Here is a 24,836-nt window from a genome sequence, read left to right on the forward strand (position 1 = left end):
ATGTTGGCCACACCCACGAATGAACCAGATGTCGCCGCGGGGGGCCGGGAAGAAGCCCTGGCTGCCCCGCTGGATGCCTACTCCCGCGCCTGCGCCCGGCTGGCGCGAATCTGCATGTGGACCAGCGTCTTCGGGCTGATCTGCCTGATCGTCGCTGTCTCTTTGCAGATCTTCGGCCGCCACGTCCTGAACAGCACGCCGACCTGGGCAGAAAGCCTGGCCCTTTTGCTGGTGCTGTACGTCACCATGCTGGGCGCCGCGGTCGGCGTGCGCGACGCCGGCCATATCGGCTTCGAGTCGCTGCTGGACGCCCTGCCCGCCGCCGGGCAGCGGCGGCTGCGCATCTTCATCCATCTGCTCGTGCTGCTGTTCGGCGTGCTGATGGCCTGGAATTGCGGCGTGCTGGCCGAGTCCGTCGCGGCCTACAAGATTCCGAACCTGGGCATCTCCAACGCCTGGAAGTACGTTCCTGCAACCCTGTCGGGCACCTTGATCGCGCTCTTTTCCATCGAGCACATCATCGCGATCCTGCGCAACCAGAAGGTGGTCCCGGCATGGCGCTGACACTGCTTTCCTTCACCTTCATGGGGTTCCTCGTGATCGGTGTGCCGGTGGCCTTTGCCATCGGGCTGTCGTCCATCACGGCCATCATGTACGAGGACCTGCCGCTCGCGGTGGCCTTCCAGCAGATGACCTCGGGCATGAACGCGTTTTCGTTCCTGGCCATCCCCTTCTTCATCTTCACCGGTGAACTGATGCTGTACGGCGGCATCGCCGACCGCATCGTGAACTTCGCCAAATCGCTGGTGGGCCATGTGCGGGGCGGCCTGGGCATGTCCAACGTGGTGGCCTGCACGCTGTTCGGCGGCGTGTCGGGATCGCCCGTGGCGGACGTGTCGGCGATGGGGTCGGTGATGATCCCGATGATGAAGCGCGAGGGCTATCACGCCGACTACGCGGTGAACGTCACGACCCACGCGGCGCTGGTGGGCGCGCTGATGCCGACCAGCCACAACATCATCATCTACACGCTGGCGGCGGGCGGCAAGGTGTCCATCGCGGCGCTGATCGCGGCAGGCGTGGTGCCCGCCCTGATCCTGACCGTGTGCAACCTGGCCGCTGCGTATTTCGTGGCGCGCAGCCGCGGCTATCCGGCAGGCACCTTTCCGGGCTGGCACATCGTGTTCCGCTCGCTGGTCGCCGCGGCGCCGGGGTTGTTCGTGGTGGTGCTGATCATCACCGGCATCCTGAGCGGCGTCTTCACCGCGACGGAATCCGCGGCGGTGGCGGTGCTGTATGCCCTGGCGCTGACGATCTTCGTCTACCGCTCGCTGACCTGGGACCAGTTCGTGCGCGCCGCCAGCAAGGCCGTGAAGACCACGGGCGTGGTGCTGCTGCTGATCGGCATTTCGGCAACGTTCGGCTACCTGATCAGCTTCTATGGCGTGGCCGAAAAGACCGGGCAGCTGATGGCGTCCATATCGACGGAGCCGTGGGCCATCTTCCTGATGGTCAACATCATCCTGTTCGTGCTGGGAACGTTCCTGGACATGGCCGCCACCATCCTGATCTGCACGCCGATCTTCCTGCCGATCTGCATGCAGTACGGCATGGGGCCGGTGCAATTCGGCATGGTGCTGCTGCTGAACTGCGCGCTGGGGCTGAACACGCCGCCGGTGGGCACCACGCAGTTTGTGGGGTGCGCCATCGGCGGGGTATCCGTGGGGACGGTCATGCGCACCATCTGGCCGTTCTACGGCGCGCTGCTGGCCGCGCTGGCGCTGGTGACCTATGTGCCGGCGTTCTCGCTGTGGTTGCCGGGCGTGCTGCTCAACTGACGCGGTGCGGGCGGGGCGGGCATCCGGGCGCCCGCCCTGCGATCAGCGGATAGAAGAACACCGCCGCCAGCAGCCACATCAGGGCGGCGGACCATAGCGTCTGGCTGAGAAAATGCGCGCCCTGCAGAATGCGCACCGCCGAAAACCCCACCCCGGCCGCCACGCCGATCGCCAGTCCGCTCCAGCGCCACGCCGGGCGGCCCAACGCCCACCCCGCGAAGTAAAGGGTCAGCAAGGCGTAGCCGGCGCCGGCATGGCCGCTGGGCAACGCGCCGCCGGCGCGCGCCTTTGCCCAGGTCCACCAGTGCACCGGATAAGGGGTATAGCCGCCCAACGTCTCCAGATCGTAGGGGCGCGGCAGCATGGTGTGATGCTTGAGTTGCGTAATGAGCAGTTGCCCCGTCAGGCACGTGATCGCGACGGCATAGGCCACCCCGCGCCAGCGCCGCCACGCCGCGATGCGGTAGCTGCCCGCTGCAACGCCCGCCGCGGCCAGACCCACGCTGATCGGCAGCGCCAGCACCATCCGGTGGCCCAGCATTTCAAGCCACCGGCTGCCATGCAGCGGAAAGTCGTCCAGCAGCGGATCGAACAGCGCGCGCGCGATGCGCATGTCCAGTCCCGACACCTGAGACCACCAGGCCATACAGGCCAGCAACAGCGTCACGCCCGCGACGTGGGTCAGCAGATAACGGGTTCTTGTCGGCGCATGCAGCGCCGGCGCCATGGGGGACTGCAGCAATGGGGACGGCATGGAGACGAAGATCCGGACGTTTCGGGCCAGCGCACTTTACGGTCCCAGCAGTCGAAAATTCGTCAAATTTGCGCCGTCGGGCCGCCCCGCTCGTCGGGCTCGAAACGCAGCAGGAAGCGCGTGCCGCGCGCCGGGCCTTCTGCTTGGGAAGATTCGACGCTGAGCGACCAGCCCTGCATGTCGCAGACGCGCTTGGCGATCGCCAGGCCCAGCCCGCGCGCCGTCTCGTCGCCGCCCGCCACGCCGGAATCGCGCAGGCGGCCGCTGAAATAGCGGCGGAACAGAAAAGGCAGATCGCTGGCAGCAATGCCCTTGCCGTTGTCGCGCAACGCCAATCCGCCCTCCGCGTCCAGCGCCACGGTCAGCGTGGCCGGTGCGGCGTGCTCGATGGCGTTGCGTACGAGGTTGCGCAGCACGGTCAGCAAGGCGTAGCGGTCCAGCGTCAGCACCTGGCCGGCGGGCAATTGATTGTCAAAGCGCAGGTCGGCCAGACTGGCCTGGGCGGCATGGCCCCGCCACGCGTCTTCCATGCATTCGGCGATATCCACCGGTTCCGGCGCGCGCAACTCGTCGCGCGCCATTGCCCGCGCGCTTTCCAGGCTGACGATGACGTCGTCCACGTTGTCCACCACGCGTGTCAGGCGTTGCTGCTGATCCGGCGTCAATGCCTGCGTCAGCAGCATGAGCTCGCTGTCCGAGCGGATCGCCGCCAGCGGCGTGCGCACCTCGTGGCTGAGGTTGCTGGCGAACTCGCGTTCGCGGGCGATGGACCGGTCCACCTGGTTCTGCACGCGGTTGAAGGCTTCGATGAGACGCCCGGCCTCGTCGTCGCGCGTGACGGCCATGTCAGGCGAGCCTGGCGCCCAGGTCGACAGCCGGTCCGTCAGATCCAGCAACGGTCCGACCGCCACGCCGGCCACACGACGCGCCAACCCGTAGGCGAGCACGACGCAGATGGCGCCCACGCCCAGCACGATCAGCCCGAAGTCGTGCACCCGCTCTTCGTTGTCGGTGGCGTCGTACAGCAGGTACACCGTGCCCCGGCCCGTCTCGGCCACCATCACGTGCCAGGTGTAGGCGCCAGGTTCGATCAGGTGCAGTCCGTTTTCCAGCGAAAGCAGTTCCGGCGGCATGCCGGCGGGCGGCTGGCCGTCCACGCTGAGCCACGCCCGCATGGATCCGCCGAGTTCGCGCGCGCCGTGGCGCGGCAGGAATTCGTCGCTGCTGCGCGCATGCTGGACCAGGCGGTCCATCTCGGTGTTCAGGATGTCGTTGACCAGATCGTCTTCCATCTGGTCGAACGTCAGGTAGGCCAGGAGGGCCAGCGCGGTGACGAACAGCGCGACCGTGCCCGTCAGCGCCCAGACCACGCGCTGGGTCAGCGTGCCGGCGGCGGCGCGGCTCATGATGCGGCGGCGGGCAGCGTCAGGCGCCAGCCGGTGCCGTGCACGGTCTCGATGCCGTCAAAACCCGCGTCGGCCAGCGCGCGCCGCAGCAGGTGGACCTGGCTGCGCAGCGCATCGGACGAGGGCGGTTCGTTGCCCCACAGGACCGATTCCAGTTCTTCACGCGTCACCACGCGGCCCGGGTCGCGCAGCAGCACCTCGATGATGAGGCCCGCCTTGCGGGTCAGGTGGACCGGCACGCCGCTGACCGACACGACGCGGCTGCGCGCGTCGAACTGAAGCGGGCCGAAGATGCGCTCCGCATCGACCGTCGACCCTTTGGCGCGCTGGATCAGCGCCAGCAGCCGCGCTTCCACTTCCAGCAGCGCGAACGGCTTGGTGAGATAGTCGTCGGCGCCATGGGAAAAGCCCGCCAGCTTGTCTTCGAGGCTGTCGCGCGCGGTCAGCATCAGCACCGGCACGGCCAGCCGCCGTTCCGTGCGCATGTCATGCAGCACGGCGTTGCCGTCCATGCCGGGCAGGCCGATGTCCAGCAGCACGGCGTCAAAACGCTGTTCCTGCAACCGTTGAAGGGCCGCGGGTCCGCTGTACGCCACATCGGGCAGAAAGCCCCGCGCCTCCAGAAAACTGTACAGATTGCCGGCGATGACATGGTCGTCTTCGACGATCAGCACCCGGTGGTTCGCGCCCGCTGCGGGAGGGGTTTTCATGGTCTGCGATCCTGGCCGCGTTATGCCTGCAGCACCTTGCCGGGGTTCATGAGACCCTGGGGATCCAGCGCCCGCTTGATCCGGCGCATCAGCGCCAGTTCGACGGGGTTCTTGTAGCGCGGCAGTTCGTCGCGTTTGAGCTGACCCACGCCGTGCTCGGCGCTGATGGATCCCTTGTGCGCATGGACGCTGTCATGCACGACGCCATAGATCTCGCCTTGCAGCGCCAGCAGCTCGGCTTCGGTCTGTCCGGGCGCATGGGCCACGTTGTAGTGCAGGTTGCCGTCGCCCAGGTGGCCGAAGATCACGTGGCGCACGCCCGGAAAGCGCGCCTGCAGCAAGGCGTTGGTCTTGTGCACGAATCCGGCGATCGATGAGATGGGGATCGAGACATCGTGCTTGACCGACTTGCCCAGCTCGGCCTCGGCCAGCGGAATGCTTTCACGCAGGTGCCACAGCGCCTTGCTTTGCGACACATTGGCGGCGATGGCTGCGTCATTCACCAGGCCCGCTTCGATGGCGTCGCCCAGCACGGCTTCGAAGCGCTCGCGGGCGTGCGTTTCGCTTTCGCTGTCGGACAGTTCCAGCAGCGCGAACCACGGCGAAGCCGCCGACTCGCCTTCAAACGGCAGGCGCTGCTGCGGAAACAGCCGCACCACGCCTTGCAGGCAGGCGCCGCTCATGAGTTCGAACCCGGTCAGCGAGGCGCCGAATCCGGAACGGGCGCGCGACAGGACCTCGACGGCATTGTCGATGCTGTCCAGCGTGAGTAGCGCCGTGCAGGACGCCACGGGACGCGGGTACAGCTTGAGGGTGGCGGCCGTGATGATGCCCAGGGTGCCTTCGCTGCCGATGTACAGGTCGCGCAGGTCGTAGCCGGTGTTGTCCTTGCGCAGGCCGCGCAGGCCGTCCCAGATCTCGCCTTCGGCGGTCACGACCTCCAGGCCCAGCGTCAGGTCGCGCGTATTGCCATAGCGCAGCACCTGCGTGCCGCCGGCGTTGGTGGCCAGGTTGCCGCCGATGGTGCAGCTGCCTTCGGCCGCCAGGCTCAGCGGGAACAGCCGGTTGGCTGCCGCTGCGGCCTCCTGCACGGCCTGCAGGATGCAGCCGGCCTCGACCGTGATGGTGTCGTTGTCGGTATCCAGTGCGCGCACCGCGGTGAGCCGCGCCGTGGACAGGACGACCGCGGTGCCGGTGTCGTCCGGCGTGGCGCCGCCGCACAGGCCGGTATTGCCGCCTTGCGGCACGACGGGCACGCCGTGCTGCGCGCACAGCTTGATCGCGGCGGCCACGTCCGCCGTGGAACCGGGGCGGATCACCGCCCGGGCCGCGCCGCGATAGCGGCGGCGCCAATCCAGCACATAGGAATCCGCGTCCGCGCCGGTCAGCACGTGGGAATCGCCCAAGAGGGCCTGGAGATCGCTCAGCAGTGTCATGGGTGCCGCACAGAGAGTCGGCCCGGCCGCCAAGGGCCGGGCGCTGTTCATCGGATGTGCGGACTATTGTAGGGGCTGGGCGGCGCCCGTCGAAGCCCCCTGCGGGTGTCTGTTGGACCTGTCAGCCGACCGCCTGGTCCAGCCGGGTGCCCGTCATGCCCGAGCAGAAGGCGCGGGAGGCGATGCGCTCCATCAGGAAGGCGCGGTCCACGCCGGCGGGGCCGGGCAATTCGGACAAGGCGCGGTAGGCGCGGCGCAGGACTTCGCCACGTGTGGCGCCGCAGACCATGAGGTGGGTGCACGGCAGGCGGCGATCGCCGCAACCGTCGATGCGCACTTCCAGCACGTGCGGCGCGATGGGATCGTGTTCGGCAACCGGCATGTCCGGCGTGCGGGCCCGCGCCTGCGCGTCGATGACGCGGAAGACCCCGCTGCGGTCGTCGAGCGAGAAGGACACGGTGCCTGCGGCCTGCCAGCCGCGGTCGCGTGCCACGCTGGCGGCAACCGTGCGCAGCGCGCTTTCGATCGATGCCGCCAGATGCGGCGCCGGGCATTCGGCGATGAGGACGCGCGCATCGCGCCAGACGCTGCGCTCCCAGGCGCGGCCAGCGGCCAGATCGCCCGTTGCCGCGGCAAAGACGTGGATATCAAGCCTGCGTTCGCGGCCGGCCGCCGGACCGGCAAAGTCCGTGGGTGGTCCCCGCCTGCTTGTGGCACCGCCCGATGACATGACTGTGGATACTTTGGCGCCCATGGCCCCTCCTGGTCTTTCTGCTTGCCCGGCAAGCGTATCACCTTCGGATGACGAGCAACTTTTGTGCCATGCGCGCCCGCCCGGCAAGCGGCTTTTTTGCCTGCGGACGTGCACCGGAAACAGGCGGCGCCGCCCCATGCGCCGCACCATGGCGGGGCAGGCCGGCACCGGGTAAATGCCCTACTCCGCCCGAAGGATGAAGCCCCCCGCGCCGATGGGGGATAATCCAGCTTTGGCCCTTGCCATAGCGGTTTGGATGTGCGGGTTTACCATTACCCGGCAGCCGCCGCGCTGTCCCCCTCAACAAGGAACCGTCGTGGGCAACAATACACAATTTCCGGCCTCTGTTTTCAAGGCATATGACATTCGCGGCACGGTGCCGGACCTGATCGACGCGGCCTTCGCCCGGTCTCTCGGCGTGGCGCTCGCCGCCCGCGCCCGCGAACAAGGCGTGCAGACGCTCGTGGTTGGCCGCGATGGCCGCCTCAGCAGCGAGATGCTGTCCCTCGCGTTGCAGGAAGGCATGCTCGAAGGCGGCGTGGATACGCTGGACGTCGGCATGGTTCCCACCCCGCTCGTGTACTTCGCGGCCAACATCATGCAGACCGGGTCCGGCGTTGCCATCACCGGCAGCCACAACCCGCCCAAGTACAACGGCTTCAAGATGATGATGGGCGGCCGCGCGCTGTACGGCGACGACGTCCAGCAACTGGCGCAGGCCATGAATGGCGATGCCCCGGCGCCCGCGGCCGAGGCCGGCACGCGCCGCCAGCTCGACCTGGCGCAGACCTACATTGCCCGCGTGGCCTCCGGCGTCAAGCTGGCGCGTCCCATGAAGATCGCCATCGATTGCGGCAACGGCGTGGCCGGCGCCGTCGCGCCGCAGCTGTTCCGCGCGCTGGGCTGCGAGGTCGACGAACTGTTCTGCGAGGTGGATGGCAACTTCCCCAACCACCATCCCGACCCGGCCGAACCCAAAAACCTGCAGGACCTCATCAAGCACGTGGCCGAGACCGATTGCGAACTTGGCCTGGCCTTTGACGGCGACGGCGACCGCCTGGGCGTGGTCACCAAATCCGGCCAGATCATCTGGCCCGACCGCCAGCTCGTCCTCTTTGCGCGCGACGTGCTCGAGCGCAATCCCGGCGCCACCATCATCTATGACGTCAAGTGCAGCCGCCACGTCGGCCTGTCGGTCGAAGCGGCCGGCGGCAACGCGCTGATGTGGAAGACGGGCCACTCGCTGGTCAAGGCCAAGCTGGCCGAAACCGGCGCGCCGCTGGCCGGCGAAATGAGCGGGCACATCTTCTTCAAGGAACGCTGGTACGGCTTTGACGATGGCCTCTACACGGGCGCACGCCTGTTGGAGATCGTGTCGCGCTTTGCCGACGCCTGCGAGCCGCTGGAAGCCCTGCCGCAGGACGTTTCCACGCCGGAACTGAAGCTCGAAATGGAAGAAGGCCAGCCGTTCACGCTGGTCAAGGCGTTGCAGGACCAAGGCCAGTTCCCCGACGCCAAGCGCGTGATCACGATCGACGGCGTGCGCGCCGAATACGCCGATGGCTTTGGCCTGGCGCGGCCGTCGAACACCACGCCGGTCGTCGTGCTGCGTTTCGAGGCGCAAAGCGAAGCGGCGCTCGCGCGCATCCAGGCCGACTTCCGCCGCGAACTCGGCAAGCTGGCGCCGAACGCCACACTGCCCTTCTGATCCGCTCATGTCGTTAGCCAACAGCCCCGCGTGGCAGCAGTTCATCACCGCAACACGTACGGCATCCCGGGACGGCCAGACGCTGCGCCTCATCAATGCGCCCGGGCTGCGCCTGGATCTGAGCGCCCAGGCGCAGTCGCCCGACCTGCTGGCGGCCTCGCAGGCGCTGCTGGTGCAGCAGGACTTCGAGGCCAGCCGCGCGCGGCTGTTTGACGGCGGCCAGGCCAACTGGACGGAAGGACGCGCCGCCTGGCACACCGCCCTGCGCGCGGCCGAACCGCCCGCCATGGTGGCCAAGGCGGTGCTGGCCGAGCGCGAACGCATGCGCGAATTCGTGCGGGCGGCCGACGCGGCGGGCCGATACAGCGGCGTGCTGCATCTGGGGATTGGCGGCAGCGACTGGGGGCCGCGCCTGGTCACCCGTGCCCTGCGCCACGAGGGCGTGCGGCGCGAAGTGCGCTTCGCCTCCAACGTGGATTCGCACTCGGTCGCCGATGCGATGAGCCGCCTGGATCCGCACAACACGCTGGTCATCGTCGCGTCCAAATCGTTCACCACGACCGAGCCGCTGGCCAACGCCGAAGTGGCGATGAACTGGCTGCGCGACGCCGGCGTCGCCGACCCCATCAAGCAGGTCGTCGCGATCACCTGCAACGTCGAGGCGGCACTCAACCTGGGCATCCTGCCCGATCACATCTTCCAGATCTGGGACTGGGTGGGCGGTCGTTATTCGCTGTGGTCCGCCATCGGCCTGCCGGTCGCGCTGGCGCTCGGCAACGACACCTTCGACCAGCTGCTGGCGGGCGCCGCGGCCATGGACGACCATTTCCGCACCGCGCCGCTGGCCGAGAACGCCCCCGTGCAGATGGCGCTGGCCGGCGTGGCCAACCGCAGCGTGCTGGGCTACGACTCGCTGGTCATCACCCCATACGATTCGCGGCTGTATCACATCGTGCCGTGGGCCCAGCAGCTTGAAATGGAATCGCTGGGCAAGGTCGCGACCGCCGACGGCAGCCCCGCTGGCGTGGCGACCGGCCCCGCGGTGTGGGGCATGTCGGGCACCGATTGCCAGCACACGTTCTTCCAATGGCTGCATCAGGACACGACGGGCGCGCCCGTGGATTTCATCCTGTGCGAGCAGCCTGACCATGCCTATGCCCGGCACCACGAGCTGCTGGTCGCCAATTGCCTGGCGCAGCGCTCGGCGCTCCTGCGCGGCAAGACCTTTGAAGAAGCCCTGGCGGAAACCTCCGCCACGGAACGCGACCCGGCGCGTGCGCGCCTGCTGGCGCAGCACCGCGTGCATCCGGGCGGCCGGCCGTCGTCGCTGATCGTGCTGCCGCGCCTCGAAGCCTTCACGCTTGGCGCGCTGCTGGCGCTGTACGAGCACAAGGTGTTCACGCAGGGCGTGATCTGGGGCATCAACCCGTTCGATCAGTGGGGCGTGGAGTTCGGCAAGGTATTGGCCAAGAACATCATGCGCGAGCTGGACGCGCCTCAACCCAGCCAGCAGGATCCGTCCACGCGGTTCTGGATCGACGCAATCAGGCGCTGAGCGCGTCGTACAGCGCGACGTGGATGCGAGCGACCTGGTTGATGTCGAACTCGCGCTCCGCCAGGGCCCTGCCCGCCGTGCCCATCGCCTGACGCAACGCCGCGTCTTGCGCAAGGCGCGCAATGGCGTCAGCCAGCGCCGCCGCGTCGCGCACCGGCACCAGGAGGCCGGTCACGTTGGGGTCGATGGCATCGCGGCAGCCCGGCACGTCGGTCGTCACGACCGCCCGGCCGCAGGCCGCGGCCTCGATCAATGACTTCGGCAGGCCTTCGCGGTAGGACGGCAGCACCGCGATGTGCGCGGCCGCGTACAGCGCCGCCACATCCGAACGCTCGCCCAGCGCCTGCACGCAGCCGTCCTGCTGCCAGGCATCGACGTCGGCCTGCGTGGCGGATGTCGGATTGCCTGCGTCCAGGCCGCCCACCAGTTGCATCGTCACCGGCACGCCGCGTTCACGCAGCAGTTTGGCCGCCTGCACGAACTCCTGCACGCCCTTGTCGCGCAGCAGGCGCGCCACCATCGTGACGACGACGGGCGGCGCGGGCGGCTCCGGGGTGGGCCGATAGGCGTCGAGGTCCACGCCCGCGCCGCGGATGATGACCACCTGGTCCTCGCGCACGGCGCCCAGCGACTTGAGCAGGTCACGGTCGTTGGCGTTCTGGAAGATCACGCGGCTGTTCGGATGGCCCAGCGCGACGCGGTACAGGCGCGCCACCACGGCGCGCACCAGCCGCATCTTCAGCGAGTTCGACAGGAACACGAATCCCAATCCGGAGATCGCCGCCACCATGCCGGGCACCCGCGCAATCCGCGCGGCGATGCCGCCGTACAGCACGGGCTTGATGGTGACCAGATGCACCACATCGGGACGCAGCCGGCGGAACAGGCGCACCAGGGCCAGCAGCGTGCCCAATTCCTGCAGCGGATGCTTGCCGCTGCGCGTCATGGGAATCGCGTGATGGGTCATGCCCAGCGCCTGGATGTCAGCCACCGCCGGACCGTCCATCGTCGCGACGTGGACGTCGTAGCCTGCCTTCTGCGCGGCCAGGGCGACCGGCACGCGGTGCGACATGAAGAACGCCGGATTGTTGACGACAAACAGCAGGCAGCGTCCGGCGCTCATGCTTGGACTCCAGAAATACGGCGCCAGACGGCGATGTAGCTTTGCACCATGCGTGCAAGATCAAAGTGTTCCAGGACGCGCGCGCGCCCAGCCTCGCCCGCGCGCTCGCGGCCGCGCGCGGCCACATCGCCCAGCGCGGATTCGATGCCGCGGGCGAGGGCCTCGGCCTGCTCGGGCGGCACCACCACGCCGGCGTCGCCGACGATGTAGGCGGCATCGCCCACGTCGGTCACCACGCAATACACGCCGCACGCCATGGCTTCGGCCACCACGTTCGGAAAGCCTTCGGCGCAGCTCGACAGCACGTGCACATCCAGGCCGTTCATGACGGCGGGCACGTCGTCGCTGGGACCGTTGAGCACCACGCGGTCGCGCAGGTTCAGCTTGTCGAGCAAGGCGCCCAGCTGGGCGTTACCGTCGGTCATGTCGCGGCCGATCAGCACGCAGCGCAACCCCGCGTCGCGTCCATCGCGCACCAGCGCGGCCACGGCGCGCAGCAGGTTGGCATGGTCCTTGAGCGGATCCCAGCGCGCCACGCAGCCGATCACGGGAGCGTCTTCGGACAGTCCCCATGCGGCGCGAACGCGCGAGCGCGCCTGCGGGTCCGGCGCGTAGCGCGACAGGTCATAGCCGTTGGCGATCACGACCATGCGGTCGCGGCGGTAGCCTTTTTCGGCGTGGCGCTCGGCCGCGTTCTGCGCCGCGCAGACGATCGCGCGCGGCACGCTGCCCGACAGCATCGCGCACGCGCGCAGCACCAGCCGCGCCGACCGGCTGCTGCGCTCAAGGTGCGCGCCGGAATTGCGGATGCCCCACGCAATGGCGCGAACGCCTGCCAGGCGGGCGGCCAGGCCGCCAATCAGGTCGGCGTGATACATCCAGGTTTGAACGGCATCGGGACGGTTCGTGGCGATCAAGCGGCGCAGCGCCAGGAAGCCGCCCAGGCTGACGCGGCCGCGCTTCATGCCCAGGGCATGCACCGCAACGCCCGCGGCACGCAGGCGCTCGCCATACAAACCTTCATCGGTCAGCGACACAACCGTGTGCTCGACGTCCGCGTCCGGCCAGGTCGCCAAGCGCGTCAGCACCGATTCGGCGCCGCCCTGGCCCAGCCCCGTGATGACATGCAGGATGCGCAGCGGCCGGGTGCTCATCGCCCCTCCCGCACCGCTTCGAACAGTTCATCCCATTCGGTCAGCACGCTGGACAGCGCATAACGCTGGCGCACGGCCGCGGCGCCGCGCGCACCCAACTGCTCGCGCAGCGACACGTCGCCCATCAAACGATGCAGGGCATCGGTCATCGCGACCCGGTCGCCCGCCGGCACCAGCAGCGCATCCTGGCCGTCTCGCGTCATCTCGCGCGGACCGCTGGGGCAATCGAACGCCACGCAGGGCAAGCCCAGCGACATCGCTTCCAGCAACACATTGGGAAAGCCCTCGACCAGCGAACTGAGCACAAAGGCCTGGCCGCGCGCCAGTTCTTCCCACGGCGCTTCGGTGCGCCCCGGCAAACTGACGCGCGACTGCAGGCGCAGACGCGCCACCTGCTGCTGCAGCGCCTCGCGCTCGGGGCCTTCGCCCCAGATGCGCAGGTTCCAGTCGGGAAATTCCGGGGCAAGCTGCGCAAAGATGTCGATCAGAAGGTTGAACTGCTTGTCGGGCACCAGCCGCCCCATCGCGATCAGCTCGCGCGGGCCGGCCTCGTGACGCTGCTGCACCAGCGGCGCATCCAGCAGCGGCGCGGGCAGCGGATTCGGGATGACGGCCAGGCGCCGGATGCCGGGCACCTGGCGCGCAAACGGACCGGCGGTGTCTTCCGCCTGCACCGTCACCATGTCGGCGCGCGGGTACAGCACGCGGCGCAGCTTGCGCCAGACGGTTCCGGTAGTGGTTTCAGCGACCGGATTGGTGCGCTCGCAGACGATGAGCGGCACGTTCAGGCCGCGCGTCGCCAGAATGGCGGCCACGTTGACGTTGGTCAGGAAGGACACCACCACGTCGGGCCGCGAATCGCGAATGTGCTTGCGCAGGGCCAGCAGCCGCTTGAAGGCCGCCATCCCGCCCGACACCCGGGTGCCGGCCAGATCGGCCAGCCACGACAGCTGGACCTTGTCCGACAGCGGATAAAAGCAGGTGCCCTTGGATGAGTAGGTGGGCGTCAGGATGACGGTGTCGCCGCGCTCTGACCATGCGTTGACCAGGGTCGCCGCGACGCGTTCCGCGCCGCCGGCGTGCATGGAGCTGACCAGCATCAGTATTTTCATTCGTCAACGGTCCTCAATCGGTCCCCCTTGGTCCATTCCCGCGCGGTAGCGATCCAGCCAGGCCTGCATCATCAGCACGCCCCACAGATGGCTGTCCCAATTGCGATGCCCCGACGTGTGCTCACGCCATTTGCGCAGGATGGGTTCGGGTTCGAACCAGCCCTCCTGACGCAGGCGTGCCGGATCCAGCAGCGCATCGGCCCATTCGCGCAACGGACCGCGCAGCCACGCGGCCAGCGGCACGGCGAAGCCGCGCTTGGGGCGGTCGACCAGCGCCTGCGGCACGTGGCGATGCAGCACCTGCCGCAGCAGCCACTTGCCCGTGTTGCCGCGCACCTTGTACTGGTGCGGCAGGCTCCAGGCGAATTCATAGACACGGTGGTCGATCAGCGGCACGCGGGTTTCCAGGCTGACGGCCATTGCGGCGCGGTCTACCTTGACCAGGATGTCGTCGGGCAGGTAGGTCACCGTGTCGAGCTTCATCATCGACTCGAAGAACGATCCCTGCATGGCGCTTTCGAACACCGACTGGGGTTCGACGCCGCCCTTCACGACGCTGGCCGGGTCCGACCAGTACGACACGAACCCGCGGTAGAACTCGCCGCGCGTGTCGGCGCGCAGCAGTTCGCCCAGCTTGCCGACCTTGCCGCGCCATGCGCCGCGGCCGGGCAGATGGGTGGACGCGCTGAGCATCGCGCCGGCCGGCTTGCGCAGCAGCCCGGGCACGCGCTCGAACTGGCGCCACCAGTTGTCCACGCGGAAGTAGCGCGAATAGCCGCCGAACAGTTCGTCGCCGCCGTCGCCCGACAAGGCCACCGTCACGTGCTGGCGCGCCATGCGCGTGACCAGCGACGTGGGGATCTGCGACGAGTCGGCAAAAGGTTCGTCGTACATGTCGGCCAGCGTGGGCACGACCGCCAGCGCGTCGTCCGCGGTGACGTAGAGTTCGGTGTGATCGGTGCCCAGGTGCGTGGCCACGGCCTTGGCGTGCTGCGCCTCGTCGTAGCCCTTCTCGTGAAAACCGATGGCAAACGTACGCACCGGCTGCGAGCTTTGCGCCTGCATCAGCGCCACGATGGTCGACGAATCGATGCCGCCGGACAGGAACGCGCCCAGGCTGACGTCGGACAGCATCTGGCCGCCCACGGCTTTGGACAGCACCTTTTCCAGCGCATCGGTGGCTTGCGCATCAGAGTCGAACGAGAGCCGGGCGTTCGACGCCGCATGCGCGGCCTCGCGCGCGGACCAGTACACCCGCGGCTCCGGCATGCGGCGGTTGCGCGCGTCGTCGGCCGAGAATTCGATCCACGTGCCGGGCGGCAGCTTGGCGATGCCTTCGTAGATGGATTGCGGCGCGGGAATGTAGTTGTGCCGCATGAACGACGCCAGCGCGTTGCGGTTCAGGTTGCGCCCAAAGCCCGGAATCGGCATCAGGCCCTTGAGTTCCGACGCAAACACCAGCTCCGAATTGGAATAGCCGTAGTACAGCGGCTTCTCGCCCATGCGGTCGCGCGCCAGCACGAGCTTGCGCGAGGCCTTGTCCCACAACGCGATGGCAAACATGCCGACCGAGGCTTGCAGCGTGGCCTCGATGCCCAGCGCGGTAAAGCCGGCGAGGAGCGTCTCGGTGTCCGAATGCCCGCGCCACGCCGGCGCCAGCGCCGATTCCTCGAGCTGCTTGCGGATGTCCAGGTGGTTGTAGACCTCGCCGTTGAACACCATGACGTAGCGGCCGCAGGCGGACGTCATCGGCTGATGGCCCGCTTCGGTCAGGTCCAGGATCGCCAGGCGCACGTGCGCCAGCGCGATTCCCGCGTCGGCGTCTTCCCAGAAACCATTGCTGTCCGGCCCGCGGTGGCGGATGCGGCGGCAGCTATCGGCCAGCACCTGCGCCTTGTTCCCCAGGGGACCCCAAATTCCGACTATTCCACACATGATGTTGTTCTCGTGTTCACCGTGGCAACGGCGCGCGCGGGGCCCTAGCGGCCCGACGCCCGCACGCCGTCAAAAAGTTCCTGCCATTTCTGCAGCACGCGCACGGCCGAGAATCGGTCGCGCACGTCGGTGGCCGCCCGCGCCATGCGCGCGCGGCCCTTGTCATCGGCCATGACCGCGTCCAGCGCCTTGCACAGCGCCGGCACGTCGCCATTGGGCCGCACCAGCACACCGTCGATGCCTTCGCGCACGATCTCGCGCGGGCCGGTATCGCAATCGAACGACACGGCCGCCAGGCCGCTGGCCATGGATTCGAGCAGGGTATTGGACAATCCTTCGAAGCGCGAGGTCAGTACATAAAGATCGGCGCTGTCGTACCAGTCGCCCACATTGCCGGCGCGTCCCGGCATCGAGACGCGCGATGCCAGGCCGGCCTCGCGCACCTGCGCTTCGAGCGCCTGGCGTTCGCTGCCTTCGCCCAGAATAACCAAGTCCCAGCCGGGATGCGACGGCGCCAGGTGCGCAAAGGCCTGGATCAGCAGATCAAAACCCTTGTCGCCATGCAGCCGGCCGACCGCCAGCAGACGCTTGCGGCCGTCTTGCGGCGCCGGCGTCAGGATGGGCTCGGCGCGCGGCAACGGAAAGTGGACGGGATTGGGAATGACCGCGAGCCGCGAGCCCGGCACATGCTGTTCGAGCCAGTCGGCGGTGCCGCGGGTCAAGGCGACGACGCGCGCGGCACGCGGATAGGTCAGCCGGCGCAGCCGCTGCCAGAAACCCGACAGGGTCTGCGACGGCGGATGGGTGTGTTCCGTGGCGATGACGCGGCAGTTCAGTCCCGCGCAGGCCAGCACGGACAGCACGGACGCCGTGGTCATCATGCCCAGCACGATGTCGGGCCGGAACGATTTGACGACGCGGCGCAGCGCGCGCACGCGCTGCAGGTTGCTGAGGATGCCCCGCAGCCCGCCGCCCTCGCCCGCCGTGTGCAGGACTTCGCGCCGGACCTTGGGATGCAGCGCATAGACGTCGCCGTCGGCGCTGGCCTGCGTGACCACCATGACCTCGCTGCCTTCGGCGGCCCAATGGGCGCTGAGGTCCGCGGCGACGCGCTCAGCGCCCCCGCCATGCAGGGAATGGATGAACAGCAACACGCGCGCCGGACGAGCGGAGTCGGCAACGGACATTCAATCGGTCCCCTTGGGTTCAGCCTTGCGCATCGCCACCACCAGGTAGCACGCGAAGGACAGCACATACATGAGGCTGGTGGCCAGCATGATGCCGGCCGCGCCCATGCGGGGCGCAAGCACGGTGTTCAGCACGGCCTTCAGCGCAAAATTGGCGACCGCAATGGCGGCCATGATGCGATATCGGTTCTGGCTGGCCAGCAGTTGCACCAGGATGAGCACGCCGAAGTAGAACGGCAGTTGCAGCAGCCCCCAGCGCAGCACGTGCGCGACGGCTTCGGTGTTTTCCGCGGTGAACGCGCCGCGCTGGAACAGCACCGACACGCCCCACGGCGCCAGCACCCAGCCCAGCGCCACGGCGGCGGCGCCCGCCACCACCATCAGCAGCGACCACTTGAGCGCCATGCTGCGCGCGCGCGCCGTATCGCCGCGCGCCTGCACGTCGGCCAGCACGGGCAGCGCGGCACGGCCCACCGACACCGCCCCGATCCCCAGCAGCAAGGACAACAGCCGGCTGGCGTAGCCCAGCGTGGCGTTGGCATTGGCGCCCAGATTGGCGGCGGCATATTGGTCCAGCGGGCCCACGAAGCTCATGGCGACCTGGCCAATCAGCATCACGCCGGCCGCGCTCATCAGCTCGGGCCAGTGCGGCGACTTCAGCGACAGGCGCGGCGCGCCCCAGAAACCGCCGTCGGCGCGCGCGGCCAGCCAGGCCAGCCAGACGGTCTGAATCGCGTAGCCGACCAGCGTGCCCCACAGCAGGGGTCCGACGCCCTCGGCACTGACGGCCAGCATGACCCAAGCCAGCGTCGCCACGGCAGGCACGCTGTCCAGCAGCGTGTTGACGTGACGTTCCTGTGCGCGCAGCCGCGCGGCACTGATGCCCGCGATCAGCAGCAGGGCCGACACGGGCGCAAAGGCGATAAGCAGGTCGCCCGTCATGGCGCGCACTTGCGCCGACAGGCCCTGCCCCAGCCGATCCACCACATATGGCCAGGCAAACCAAGTCAGCAAAGCGAGGGCGACGCCGGCGGCGGCGACCCAGCCTTGAAGCTCGCGGATGAAAAGTTCTTTCTCGGCCCCGCCGGTGCGCGCCAGGCGCACCAGCACCGGGATCAGCACCACCGACAGCACGCCCACGATCGTGACCGGCAGCCAAGTTCCCATGGTCATCGTGAACTGGTAGGCGTCGACGGCGTCGCTGACGCCGTAGCGGTACGCCACCGCCATCTCCTTGATGGCGCCGGCGGCCTTACCCAGCAGCAGAAACACCGCCACCCGGAACGCGCCCTTGAAGATGCGCTGATGATCCGGGTGGATGTTGCCGAGTTTTCGGACGAGTGCTTTCAACGCAGGAATTGCGTGTACCAGGGCATGGCGACTTCCAGGCCTTGCAGCACCGTATGCGTGGGCGCGTAGCCCAGCAGGCGGCTGGCCTTGCCGATGTCGGCCTGCGAGTGGCGCACATCGCCCGCGCGGAAGTCACCGTAAACCGGCTGCTTGCCGTAGTCCACGCCCTGGTTGCCCAGGGCCTGCACCAGGAAGCTGAACAGCTGGTTCAGCGTGCTGCGGCCGCTGACGGCCACGTTGTAGACCTGGTTGCGGGCTTCGGGCGCGGCCAGCGCGCCCAGGATGTTGGCCTGCACCGCGTTTTCCACAAAGCAGAAGTCGCGGCTGGTCTCGCCGTCGCCATTGATGGTGACGTCCTTGCCCTGGATCATCGCGGCGGTCCACTTCGGGATCACGGCGGCGTAGGCGCCGTCCGGATCCTGCCGCTTGCCGAACACGTTGAAGTAGCGCAGGCCCACCGTCTCGAAGCCATACGAACGCGCAAAGACGTCGGCGTACAGTTCGTTGACGTACTTGGTCACGGCGTACGGCGACAACGGCTTGCCGATGTTTTCCTCGACCTTGGGCAGCGCGGGATGATCGCCGTAGGTGGAGCTGGACGCCGCATAGACGAACGACTTCACCTTGGCGTCGCGCGCCGCCACCAGCATGTTCAGGAAACCGCCGATGTTGACGTCGTTGGTCGTGATGGGGTCGTTGAGCGAGCGCGGCACCGAACCCAGCGCGGCCTGGTGCAGCACATAGTCCACGCCTTCGGCCGCGCGACGGCACGCGTCCAGGTCACGGATGTCGCCTTCGATGAAGGTGAAGCGCGACCATTGCTCCGGCGATACGGACGCCTGGACTTCGTCCAGGTTGCGCTGGTGACCGGTGGCGAAGTTGTCCAGGCCGGTGACGGACTGGCCGAGCTTGAGCAGGGTTTCCAGCAGGTTCGAACCGATGAAGCCGGCGCAGCCGGTCACCAGCCACTTGCGCGGCGAGGCGGCCAGTTCCTGGGTGACAGTTTCGAATCGTGTGGTCATGGCGAAATCCTTTTACAGACGCAGGTCGGATTCAGCGGGCGACAGCACGTACTTCAGGTCGTACAGAATATGTTGCGGCTTGCCGAGCTTGCGGATGCCTTCGGCGCCCATGTCCTTGAACTGGTTGTGCGCCACGGCCAGGATCACGGCGTCGTACTTGCCTTCCTCGGGCTTGGCCACCGGGGTCAGGCCGTACTCGTGCATGGCTTCTTCGGTGTCGACCCACGGATCGTAGATGTCCACGTCGACGTTGTAGTCGCCCAGTTCGCGAACGATGTCCACGATGCGCGTATTGCGCAGGTCGGGGCAGTTTTCCTTGAACGCCAGGCCCATCACCAGCACGCGGGCGCCTTGCACGTGGATGCGGCGCTTGGTCATGCACTTGACCAGCTGCGACACCACGTAGCTGCCCATGGAGTCATTCAGGCGGCGGCCCGCCAGGATGATCTCGGGGTGGTAGCCGATGGATTGCGCCTTGTGCGTCAGGTAGTAGGGGTCCACGCCGATGCAGTGGCCGCCGACCAGGCCCGGACGGAACGGCAGGAAGTTCCACTTGGTGCCGGCGGCCTGCAGCACGGCTTCGGTGTCGATGCCCATCTTGTTGAAGATCAGGGCCAGTTCGTTGATCAGTGCGATGTTCACGTCGCGCTGCGTGTTTTCGATCACCTTGGCGGCTTCGGCCACACGGATGCTGGACGCCTTGTGCGTGCCGGCGGTGATGATTTCCTTGTAGAGCTGGTCGACCAGGGTGGCGACTTCCGGGGTGGAACCGGAGGTGACCTTCTTGATCGTGCTGACGCGGTGTTCCTTGTCGCCCGGGTTGATCCGCTCGGGGCTGTAGCCGGCGAAGAAGTCGACGTTGTACTTCAGGCCAGACACGCGCTCCAGGACGGGCACGCAGTCTTCTTCGGTGGCGCCGGGGTAGACGGTGGATTCATAGATGACGATGTCGCCGCGCTTGAGCACCGCGCCGATCGTTTCGCTGGCCTTGACCAGCGGGGTCAGGTCCGGCTGCTTGTACTCGTCGATGGGGGTGGGCACGGTCACGATGAACACGTTGGCCTCGCCCAGTTCGGCGCGTTCGGCTGTGTAGCTCAACTGGCTGGCCTCGGCCAGCTCGGCGTCGCTGACTTCCAGCGTATGGTCGTGGCCCGCCTTCAGCGCGTCGATACGGCGCGTGTTGATGTCGAAGCCGATGACCGGGCGCTTCTTGCCGAACTCAACGGCCAGGGGCAGACCGACGTAGCCAAGGCCGACGACAGCGAGTTTCACATCCTGGATTCGCAACATAACTCTCCCTTCACCGTAGAACGTTTACGGCATTTTAAAGATGGTCTGGTGATGGATACCGAGCCCCCGGCGGCGATCGCCGGGGCACTCGAACTATTCGGTGGTTCGCAGCACGGACGGCAACAACAGCCAGCCCGGGCGGCGCCAGGAGACCAGGCGTGCATACAGCCAGATATAGACGCTGGCAAAGACAACCAGGCTGGCGCTCAGGGCCCAGGCGTTGTCCCACCAGATCGTGGCCGGCACCAGCCCGATCAGCGCCAGCACCCACATGTACGGGGACGCCAGCGCATTGCAAAGCGCGGGGACGGCGTGGCGCCGGCCGCGGCTGAAGGTCACCCGGACCAGCCGGCGGAACACGAGCTGGTGCAGGTGCAGCGCATCGGGCTGGTCAACTGGCACGCCGCGTTTGAAGCGGCGGCGCCAGATCGAGAAACCGGTTTCGAATACGGGGTAGAACAGGACCGCCAGGGCGTAGAACGGCGATACGGACGGGTTGCGCACGACCAGCAGCACGGCCAGTTCGGCCAGCATGAATCCCAGGAAGTACGCGCCGCCATCGCCCAGGAACACGCGTCCGAACGGGAAGTTCCACACCAGGAAGCCCAAGGTCGCCGACGCCAGCGCCGCGGCCACCAGGAAGATCGGCACATCGCCGACCTGCAGGGCAACGAGGCTGATCGACACCGCCATCAACGTGGCGACCATCCCGGCCAGGCCGTTCATGCCGTCAACGATATTCAGCGCATGGGTACAGCCACCCACCGCGAACATGGTGAACAGCAGCGACACGGGCCAGTACGACAGCACGTAATCCACAGGCGCCATGCCGACGCGGCTGACGCCGCCCAGCAGCCACCACGCGATGGCCGCGGATAGAAAAGCAGCCAGCAAACGCTTGCTGGCGCCGATGTCCTTGGTAATGTCTTCAAGCAGGCCGGCCACGAAAACGGGCAACGCCGCGACGAAGAGCGCGGGCCACAGCCAGGTCAGGGTCATGTTGCTGGGTCCGAGGACCAGCAGGCCAGCCAGCGTACCGGCAAGCACCGCCAGACCGCCGACGCGGGGCGTCGCGCGGGAGTGATTGGCTTGGGGCTTGTTGAGGTCGCTATCGCCGGTGAAAGCGCCATGCCAGCGCTCGGACGCCACGATGAGTCCCCCCACCATGAACGCGACCACGCATATATACAGCCAGGTCACTGGATCACCTCTGGTTGGTCTATCGAGACAGGCCCGCCATTATCGGAGGCAGGTGTAACGCCCATATATGGGAGGGATAAGGAAGTGCAATTCCGAGGCACAGAACGTAACGCGCGCAGGCGGGTTATCCGTCCGCCGCGCATGTGACTGGAACGCGCTGGCGCGCGAGCGCCTGGCAGTGCTGGTTTCATGTGGGGGATTGTAGAGCGTTCCGCCTCTGGGCACGCGAAATAAGCAAGGGAAAACGCGAGGGCCCCGAGGGCACGCGCGGCGTCACGCTGCGCGGTTTTTTGCCGACATCGCTTACAAATAGGGACGCAACGATTCGGGACAAAAAAAAGCCCGAGATCGTGAGATCTCGGGCTAAATCCACCAAAGGAGGAGGGTGGAGGAGACAACCGTGGCATGTTGGGAGCGGGACTTCAGCTCGCTGCGCTTCCGGGGTTTTCACCGCGCCGTCTGCGTTTCAACATCCAATGACTGAATAGTACCTACGTTTTTTGTGCGTTGCAAGATTTTTTTTGATCTATTTTCAGAGGCGTTTGCCGCGTTGCTTTTTTGCTGCAAGATTCGCGGCGCCCCTCTGGAAACCCGCACCAGGCAATGCCCTGATCAAAAACGGGGTTTTTGCCGAAGGGGTTTTCCCCTTTCGGACTAACCCTGAACAATAGCGGGTATTCCCACCCTGGCCGCCGCACCAAAGTGGTGCTTCACGCACCACGAGGCGGCTAAATTTGCGCATTGCAACATTTTTACCAGATGCGGTTTCAAGTGGCCGGTCAGATCCAATAGGCGGTGGTCGTCATCACCTTGGACATGGCGCGCATGGCCATTTTCACGGGCGCAGGGAGCGGCACGCCCCCGGCCTGCTCTGCGCTGGCGCGGTGCTGGGCCTCGTCGTCCTTCATCTTTTGCACGATCTGGCGCGAGCGTTCGTCCTGCACCGGCAAGGTGCGCAGGTGCTCGTCGAGATGGGCTTCGACCTGCTTTTCGGTTTCGGCCATGAAGCCCAGATTGCGCGGCACGCCGGCCACGCTGGCCATGACGCCCAGGGCGAACGAGCCCGCGTACCAGACCGGATTGAGCAGGCTGGGCCGGCTGCCCAATTCGTTCAGGCGCTCGTTGCACCACACCAGATGGTCGACTTCTTCGGTGGCGGCATTCAGCAGCAGCGCGCGCGGGCCGGGTTCCTTGCAGACCGACGCCTGGCCGCGGTACAGCGCCTGGGCGCAGACCTCGCCGACGTGGTTGACGCGCATAAGGCCCGCCGCGTGGCGTTTTTCTTGCACGGACAGGGTTTGCGGCGATTCCTGGGCGGTTGCGGGATAGGCGCGGCCGGCGCTGGCGTTGCCCGAAAGCACCCGCAGCGCACGGTCGGTTTCGGCCAGCAGGGCATCCAGGGGACCGTGGCGGCGGCGCAGGGAAACGGGGCCGGATTTGGACAACGTGGTGGACATGGCAACTCCTAGGCAAAGCGGACGCCCTGCACCCCTGATGCGGGGTGGGGATCTCCTGCCCGGGATTGTACGCAACGGGTATCATCAGCCATTGACTGCGCTCAAGCTCAAGGACTCACTGAAATGGAATGCACGATCGACTGGGGCGGCCCGAGCGGCATGCTCTTTACCGCCAGCACGGGCAGCGGCCACGTGGCCGTGATGGACGGCGCCGTGGATGGCGGCGGCCACAACCTGGCGCCCCGCCCCATGGAAATGCTGCTGGCCGGCACGGGCGGCTGCACGGCCTATGACGTGGTGCTGATCCTCAAGCGCGGCCGCCACGCGGTCACGGGCTGCAGCGTCAAGCTGCAGGCCGAGCGCGCCGGCACCGACCCCAAGGTCTTCACGAAGATTCACTTCGCGTTCACCGTCACCGGCGCCAACCTGCCGCGCGCGGCCGTCGAACGCGCCGTGCAGCTTTCCCACGAGAAATACTGCTCGGCGTCGGCCATGCTGGAAAAGACCGCTGAAATGACGTTCTCCGTCGACATCGTCGACACGCAGGAAGCAGCCGCTACCGCCTGAGCCGCTCGCGCGGCCGTGGTGTAATTCGGCATTCACCATATATAGGCGCCGCCGCGGCACGTCCGCGGCGGCGCGCTTGCTTCCCGACCCGGGACCGCAGGCACAAGGATCGTCATGAAACAATACCTGGACCTCGTTCAATCCATCCTCGACACCGGCTCGTGGCAGGAAAACCGGACCGGCATCCGCACCCTCAGCATGCCGGGCGCCTCGCTGCGCTTTGACCTGCAGCAGGGCTTTCCCGCCGTCACTACCAAAAAGCTGGCGTTCAAGTCGGCCATAGGCGAAATGGTGGGTTTCCTGCGCGCCTCGCGCAGCGCGGCAGAGTTCCGGGAACTCGGCTGCAAGGTCTGGGACCAGAACGCCAACGAGAACGCGCAGTGGCTGGCTAACCCGTACCGCGAAGGTCCTGACGATCTGGGACCGGTCTACGGCGTGCAGTGGCGCCAATGGCCGGCCTACAAGATGCTGGACGCCAGCCGCCCCGCGCAGATCGACGACGCGCTGTCGCGCGGGTACGCCAAGGTGGCCGACCTTGAAGAAGGCGGCGTGCCGAAGGTGCTGCTGTACAAGGCGGTCGACCAGCTGCGGCAATGTCTGGACACCATTCACGAACGCCCGGGCGACCGGCGCATCCTGTTCCACGGCTGGAACTGGGCGCAGATCGAGGAAATGGCGCTGCCGCCTTGCCACCTGCTTTATCAGTTCCTGCCCAACGCAACGACGCGCGAGATCTCGCTGTGCCTGTACATCCGGTCCAATGACGTGGGCCTGGGCACGCCGTTCAACCTGACCGAAGGCGCGGCGCTGCTGCACCTGGTCGGGCGCCTGACCGGCTACACCCCGCGCTGGTTCACCTATTTCATCGGCGATGCGCATATCTATGAGAATCACCTGCCGATGTTGCGCGAGCAACTGACGCGAACGCCGTATGAATCGCCACGCCTCGTGCTGTCGGACCGCATTCCCGATTTCGCCGTGACCGGCCGCTACGAACCCGAGTGGCTCGAGAAGGTCGAACCCGGCGACTTTTCGTTGTCGGGCTACACGCACCACGCGCCCCTGACGGCCGCGATGGCCGTCTGACCCTTGCGCCGGCAGCGCCGGCGACCGCCTTTCAGGTCATTTCAGCAACACGCCGGACGCCCGTCCGGCGTCCGATTCCTTGCACGCCCCGCAGCAGGTGAAGATTGGTGAGCTTCTGGAAGCGCGATTTCGGTATAACCCATCCCTTAGCCACGGACGCGCGTCCAGCATGCCGCGCGCCCCGTTGCTTTC

General features: G+C 67.2%; 21 protein-coding genes. 6 read left to right on the forward strand and 15 right to left on the reverse strand.

All coding sequences use genetic code 11. The features are described from left to right. Both AB3147_RS23985 and AB3147_RS23990 read left to right on the forward strand, forming a co-directional pair. Positions 1-564 (forward strand): TRAP transporter small permease, encoded by a 564-nt coding sequence (locus AB3147_RS23985; protein ID WP_175122525.1) that lies wholly within the window; start codon positions 1-3, stop codon positions 562-564. Beyond that, positions 555-1,838: a TRAP transporter large permease gene (locus tag AB3147_RS23990; RefSeq protein WP_175122524.1), complete on the forward strand. Its 1,284-nt coding sequence runs from the start codon at positions 555-557 to the stop codon at positions 1,836-1,838. Before AB3147_RS23985 ends, AB3147_RS23990 begins: the two co-directional genes overlap by 10 nt. On the opposite strand, the gene AB3147_RS23995 is transcribed toward AB3147_RS23990, so the two are convergent. From AB3147_RS23995 to AB3147_RS24015, 5 genes are all read right to left on the reverse strand, one after another. After that, complete coding sequence (locus tag AB3147_RS23995; RefSeq protein ID WP_367353158.1) at positions 1,831-2,592, reverse strand: phosphatase PAP2 family protein; 762 nt, start codon at positions 2,590-2,592, stop codon at positions 1,831-1,833. The genes AB3147_RS23990 and AB3147_RS23995 overlap by 8 nt on opposite strands. A 62-nt stretch (positions 2,593-2,654) precedes the next feature. Continuing rightward, the gene (locus AB3147_RS24000) at positions 2,655-3,998 is read right to left on the reverse strand and encodes a sensor histidine kinase (protein ID WP_175122523.1); all 1,344 of its coding nucleotides are present in this window, start codon (positions 3,996-3,998) and stop codon (positions 2,655-2,657) included. Further along, entirely contained in the window at positions 3,995-4,708 is a 714-nt protein-coding gene (locus AB3147_RS24005) for a response regulator transcription factor (RefSeq protein ID WP_367353159.1), read from the reverse strand. Before AB3147_RS24005 ends, AB3147_RS24000 begins: the two co-directional genes overlap by 4 nt. 20 nt (positions 4,709-4,728) lie before the next feature. Then, positions 4,729-6,144 (reverse strand): FAD-binding oxidoreductase, encoded by a 1,416-nt coding sequence (locus tag AB3147_RS24010; RefSeq protein WP_367353160.1) that lies wholly within the window; start codon positions 6,142-6,144, stop codon positions 4,729-4,731. Between the two features lie 121 nt (positions 6,145-6,265). Then, the gene (locus AB3147_RS24015; protein WP_175122520.1) at positions 6,266-6,898 is read right to left on the reverse strand and encodes a BPTD_3102 family carboxylase-like protein; all 633 of its coding nucleotides are present in this window, start codon (positions 6,896-6,898) and stop codon (positions 6,266-6,268) included. 316 nt (positions 6,899-7,214) lie between these two features. Between AB3147_RS24015 and AB3147_RS24020 the strand changes: the two genes are divergently transcribed. Both AB3147_RS24020 and pgi read left to right on the forward strand, forming a co-directional pair. After that, positions 7,215-8,606 carry a phosphomannomutase/phosphoglucomutase gene (locus AB3147_RS24020; RefSeq protein WP_175137792.1) on the forward strand — a complete coding sequence of 464 codons (1,392 nt, stop codon included), beginning with the start codon at positions 7,215-7,217 and terminating at the stop codon, positions 8,604-8,606. A 7-nt stretch (positions 8,607-8,613) separates the two neighbouring features. Next, positions 8,614-10,161: a glucose-6-phosphate isomerase gene (gene pgi / locus AB3147_RS24025; RefSeq protein ID WP_367353161.1), complete on the forward strand. Its 1,548-nt coding sequence runs from the start codon at positions 8,614-8,616 to the stop codon at positions 10,159-10,161. Here the strand turns inward: pgi and AB3147_RS24030 are convergent. From AB3147_RS24030 to coq7, 10 genes are all read right to left on the reverse strand, one after another. Continuing rightward, positions 10,151-11,284, reverse strand: coding sequence for a glycosyltransferase family 4 protein (locus AB3147_RS24030; RefSeq protein WP_367353162.1), 1,134 nt, complete (start codon positions 11,282-11,284; stop codon positions 10,151-10,153). The genes pgi and AB3147_RS24030 overlap by 11 nt on opposite strands. Then, positions 11,281-12,438: a glycosyltransferase family 4 protein gene (locus AB3147_RS24035; protein ID WP_367353163.1), complete on the reverse strand. Its 1,158-nt coding sequence runs from the start codon at positions 12,436-12,438 to the stop codon at positions 11,281-11,283. Before AB3147_RS24035 ends, AB3147_RS24030 begins: the two co-directional genes overlap by 4 nt. Further along, positions 12,435-13,550, reverse strand: a complete 1,116-nt coding sequence (locus AB3147_RS24040; RefSeq protein ID WP_367353164.1) for a glycosyltransferase family 4 protein — start codon at positions 13,548-13,550, stop codon at positions 12,435-12,437. The genes AB3147_RS24035 and AB3147_RS24040 overlap by 4 nt, the downstream gene beginning before the upstream one ends. A 3-nt stretch (positions 13,551-13,553) precedes the next feature. Next, positions 13,554-15,485, reverse strand: a complete 1,932-nt coding sequence (gene asnB, locus AB3147_RS24045; RefSeq protein WP_367353165.1) for an asparagine synthase (glutamine-hydrolyzing) — start codon at positions 15,483-15,485, stop codon at positions 13,554-13,556. A 44-nt stretch (positions 15,486-15,529) separates the two neighbouring features. Next, positions 15,530-16,672 (reverse strand): glycosyltransferase family 4 protein, encoded by a 1,143-nt coding sequence (locus AB3147_RS24050; RefSeq protein ID WP_175122513.1) that lies wholly within the window; start codon positions 16,670-16,672, stop codon positions 15,530-15,532. Next, a complete protein-coding gene (gene murJ, locus AB3147_RS24055; RefSeq protein ID WP_175122512.1) occupies positions 16,673-18,022 on the reverse strand; it encodes a murein biosynthesis integral membrane protein MurJ in 1,350 nt (449 codons plus the stop codon). Next, the gene (locus tag AB3147_RS24060) at positions 18,019-19,044 is read right to left on the reverse strand and encodes an SDR family oxidoreductase (RefSeq protein ID WP_175122511.1); all 1,026 of its coding nucleotides are present in this window, start codon (positions 19,042-19,044) and stop codon (positions 18,019-18,021) included. Before AB3147_RS24060 ends, murJ begins: the two co-directional genes overlap by 4 nt. Positions 19,045-19,056: 12 nt before the next feature. Beyond that, entirely contained in the window at positions 19,057-20,334 is a 1,278-nt protein-coding gene (gene tviB / locus AB3147_RS24065) for a Vi polysaccharide biosynthesis UDP-N-acetylglucosamine C-6 dehydrogenase TviB (RefSeq protein WP_175122510.1), read from the reverse strand. A 93-nt stretch (positions 20,335-20,427) separates the two neighbouring features. Further along, positions 20,428-21,534: an MraY family glycosyltransferase gene (locus AB3147_RS24070; protein WP_175122509.1), complete on the reverse strand. Its 1,107-nt coding sequence runs from the start codon at positions 21,532-21,534 to the stop codon at positions 20,428-20,430. A gap of 779 nt (positions 21,535-22,313) precedes the next feature. Continuing rightward, a complete protein-coding gene (coq7, locus tag AB3147_RS24075) occupies positions 22,314-22,991 on the reverse strand; it encodes a 2-polyprenyl-3-methyl-6-methoxy-1,4-benzoquinone monooxygenase (RefSeq protein ID WP_175122508.1) in 678 nt (225 codons plus the stop codon). Positions 22,992-23,114: 123 nt separating this feature from the next. On the opposite strand from coq7, the gene AB3147_RS24080 reads away from it, so the two are divergent. Both AB3147_RS24080 and AB3147_RS24085 read left to right on the forward strand, forming a co-directional pair. Further along, entirely contained in the window at positions 23,115-23,558 is a 444-nt protein-coding gene (locus tag AB3147_RS24080; protein WP_175122507.1) for an OsmC family protein, read from the forward strand. A gap of 114 nt (positions 23,559-23,672) precedes the next feature. After that, positions 23,673-24,644, forward strand: coding sequence for a thymidylate synthase (locus tag AB3147_RS24085; RefSeq protein WP_367353166.1), 972 nt, complete (start codon positions 23,673-23,675; stop codon positions 24,642-24,644). Positions 24,645-24,836 lie beyond the last annotated feature (192 nt).

Source organism: Achromobacter animicus (genome assembly GCF_040775605.1).
GTDB lineage: Bacteria > Pseudomonadota > Gammaproteobacteria > Burkholderiales > Burkholderiaceae_B > Achromobacter > Achromobacter animicus.

Excerpts from the sequence above, each read along its gene's own strand:
- AB3147_RS24050 (WP_175122513.1), bottom strand. The coding sequence starts at position 16,672 with ATGTCCGTTGCCGACTCCGCTCGTCCGGCGCGCGTGTTGCTGTTCATC.
- AB3147_RS23985 (WP_175122525.1), top strand. The coding sequence starts at position 1 with ATGTTGGCCACACCCACGAATGAACCAGATGTCGCCGCGGGGGGCCGG.
- AB3147_RS23990 (WP_175122524.1), top strand. The coding sequence starts at position 555 with ATGGCGCTGACACTGCTTTCCTTCACCTTCATGGGGTTCCTCGTGATC.
- AB3147_RS24060 (WP_175122511.1), bottom strand. The coding sequence starts at position 19,044 with ATGACCACACGATTCGAAACTGTCACCCAGGAACTGGCCGCCTCGCCG.
- AB3147_RS24010 (WP_367353160.1), bottom strand. The coding sequence starts at position 6,144 with ATGACACTGCTGAGCGATCTCCAGGCCCTCTTGGGCGATTCCCACGTG.
- AB3147_RS24080 (WP_175122507.1), top strand. The coding sequence starts at position 23,115 with ATGGAATGCACGATCGACTGGGGCGGCCCGAGCGGCATGCTCTTTACC.
- coq7 (WP_175122508.1), bottom strand. The coding sequence starts at position 22,991 with ATGTCCACCACGTTGTCCAAATCCGGCCCCGTTTCCCTGCGCCGCCGC.
- AB3147_RS23995 (WP_367353158.1), bottom strand. The coding sequence starts at position 2,592 with ATGCCGTCCCCATTGCTGCAGTCCCCCATGGCGCCGGCGCTGCATGCG.
- tviB (WP_175122510.1), bottom strand. The coding sequence starts at position 20,334 with ATGTTGCGAATCCAGGATGTGAAACTCGCTGTCGTCGGCCTTGGCTAC.
- asnB (WP_367353165.1), bottom strand. The coding sequence starts at position 15,485 with ATGTGTGGAATAGTCGGAATTTGGGGTCCCCTGGGGAACAAGGCGCAG.
- AB3147_RS24085 (WP_367353166.1), top strand. The coding sequence starts at position 23,673 with ATGAAACAATACCTGGACCTCGTTCAATCCATCCTCGACACCGGCTCG.
- AB3147_RS24030 (WP_367353162.1), bottom strand. The coding sequence starts at position 11,284 with ATGAGCGCCGGACGCTGCCTGCTGTTTGTCGTCAACAATCCGGCGTTC.
- AB3147_RS24000 (WP_175122523.1), bottom strand. The coding sequence starts at position 3,998 with ATGAGCCGCGCCGCCGCCGGCACGCTGACCCAGCGCGTGGTCTGGGCG.
- AB3147_RS24005 (WP_367353159.1), bottom strand. The coding sequence starts at position 4,708 with ATGAAAACCCCTCCCGCAGCGGGCGCGAACCACCGGGTGCTGATCGTC.
- AB3147_RS24040 (WP_367353164.1), bottom strand. The coding sequence starts at position 13,550 with ATGAAAATACTGATGCTGGTCAGCTCCATGCACGCCGGCGGCGCGGAA.
- AB3147_RS24015 (WP_175122520.1), bottom strand. The coding sequence starts at position 6,898 with ATGGGCGCCAAAGTATCCACAGTCATGTCATCGGGCGGTGCCACAAGC.
- AB3147_RS24035 (WP_367353163.1), bottom strand. The coding sequence starts at position 12,438 with ATGAGCACCCGGCCGCTGCGCATCCTGCATGTCATCACGGGGCTGGGC.
- pgi (WP_367353161.1), top strand. The coding sequence starts at position 8,614 with ATGTCGTTAGCCAACAGCCCCGCGTGGCAGCAGTTCATCACCGCAACA.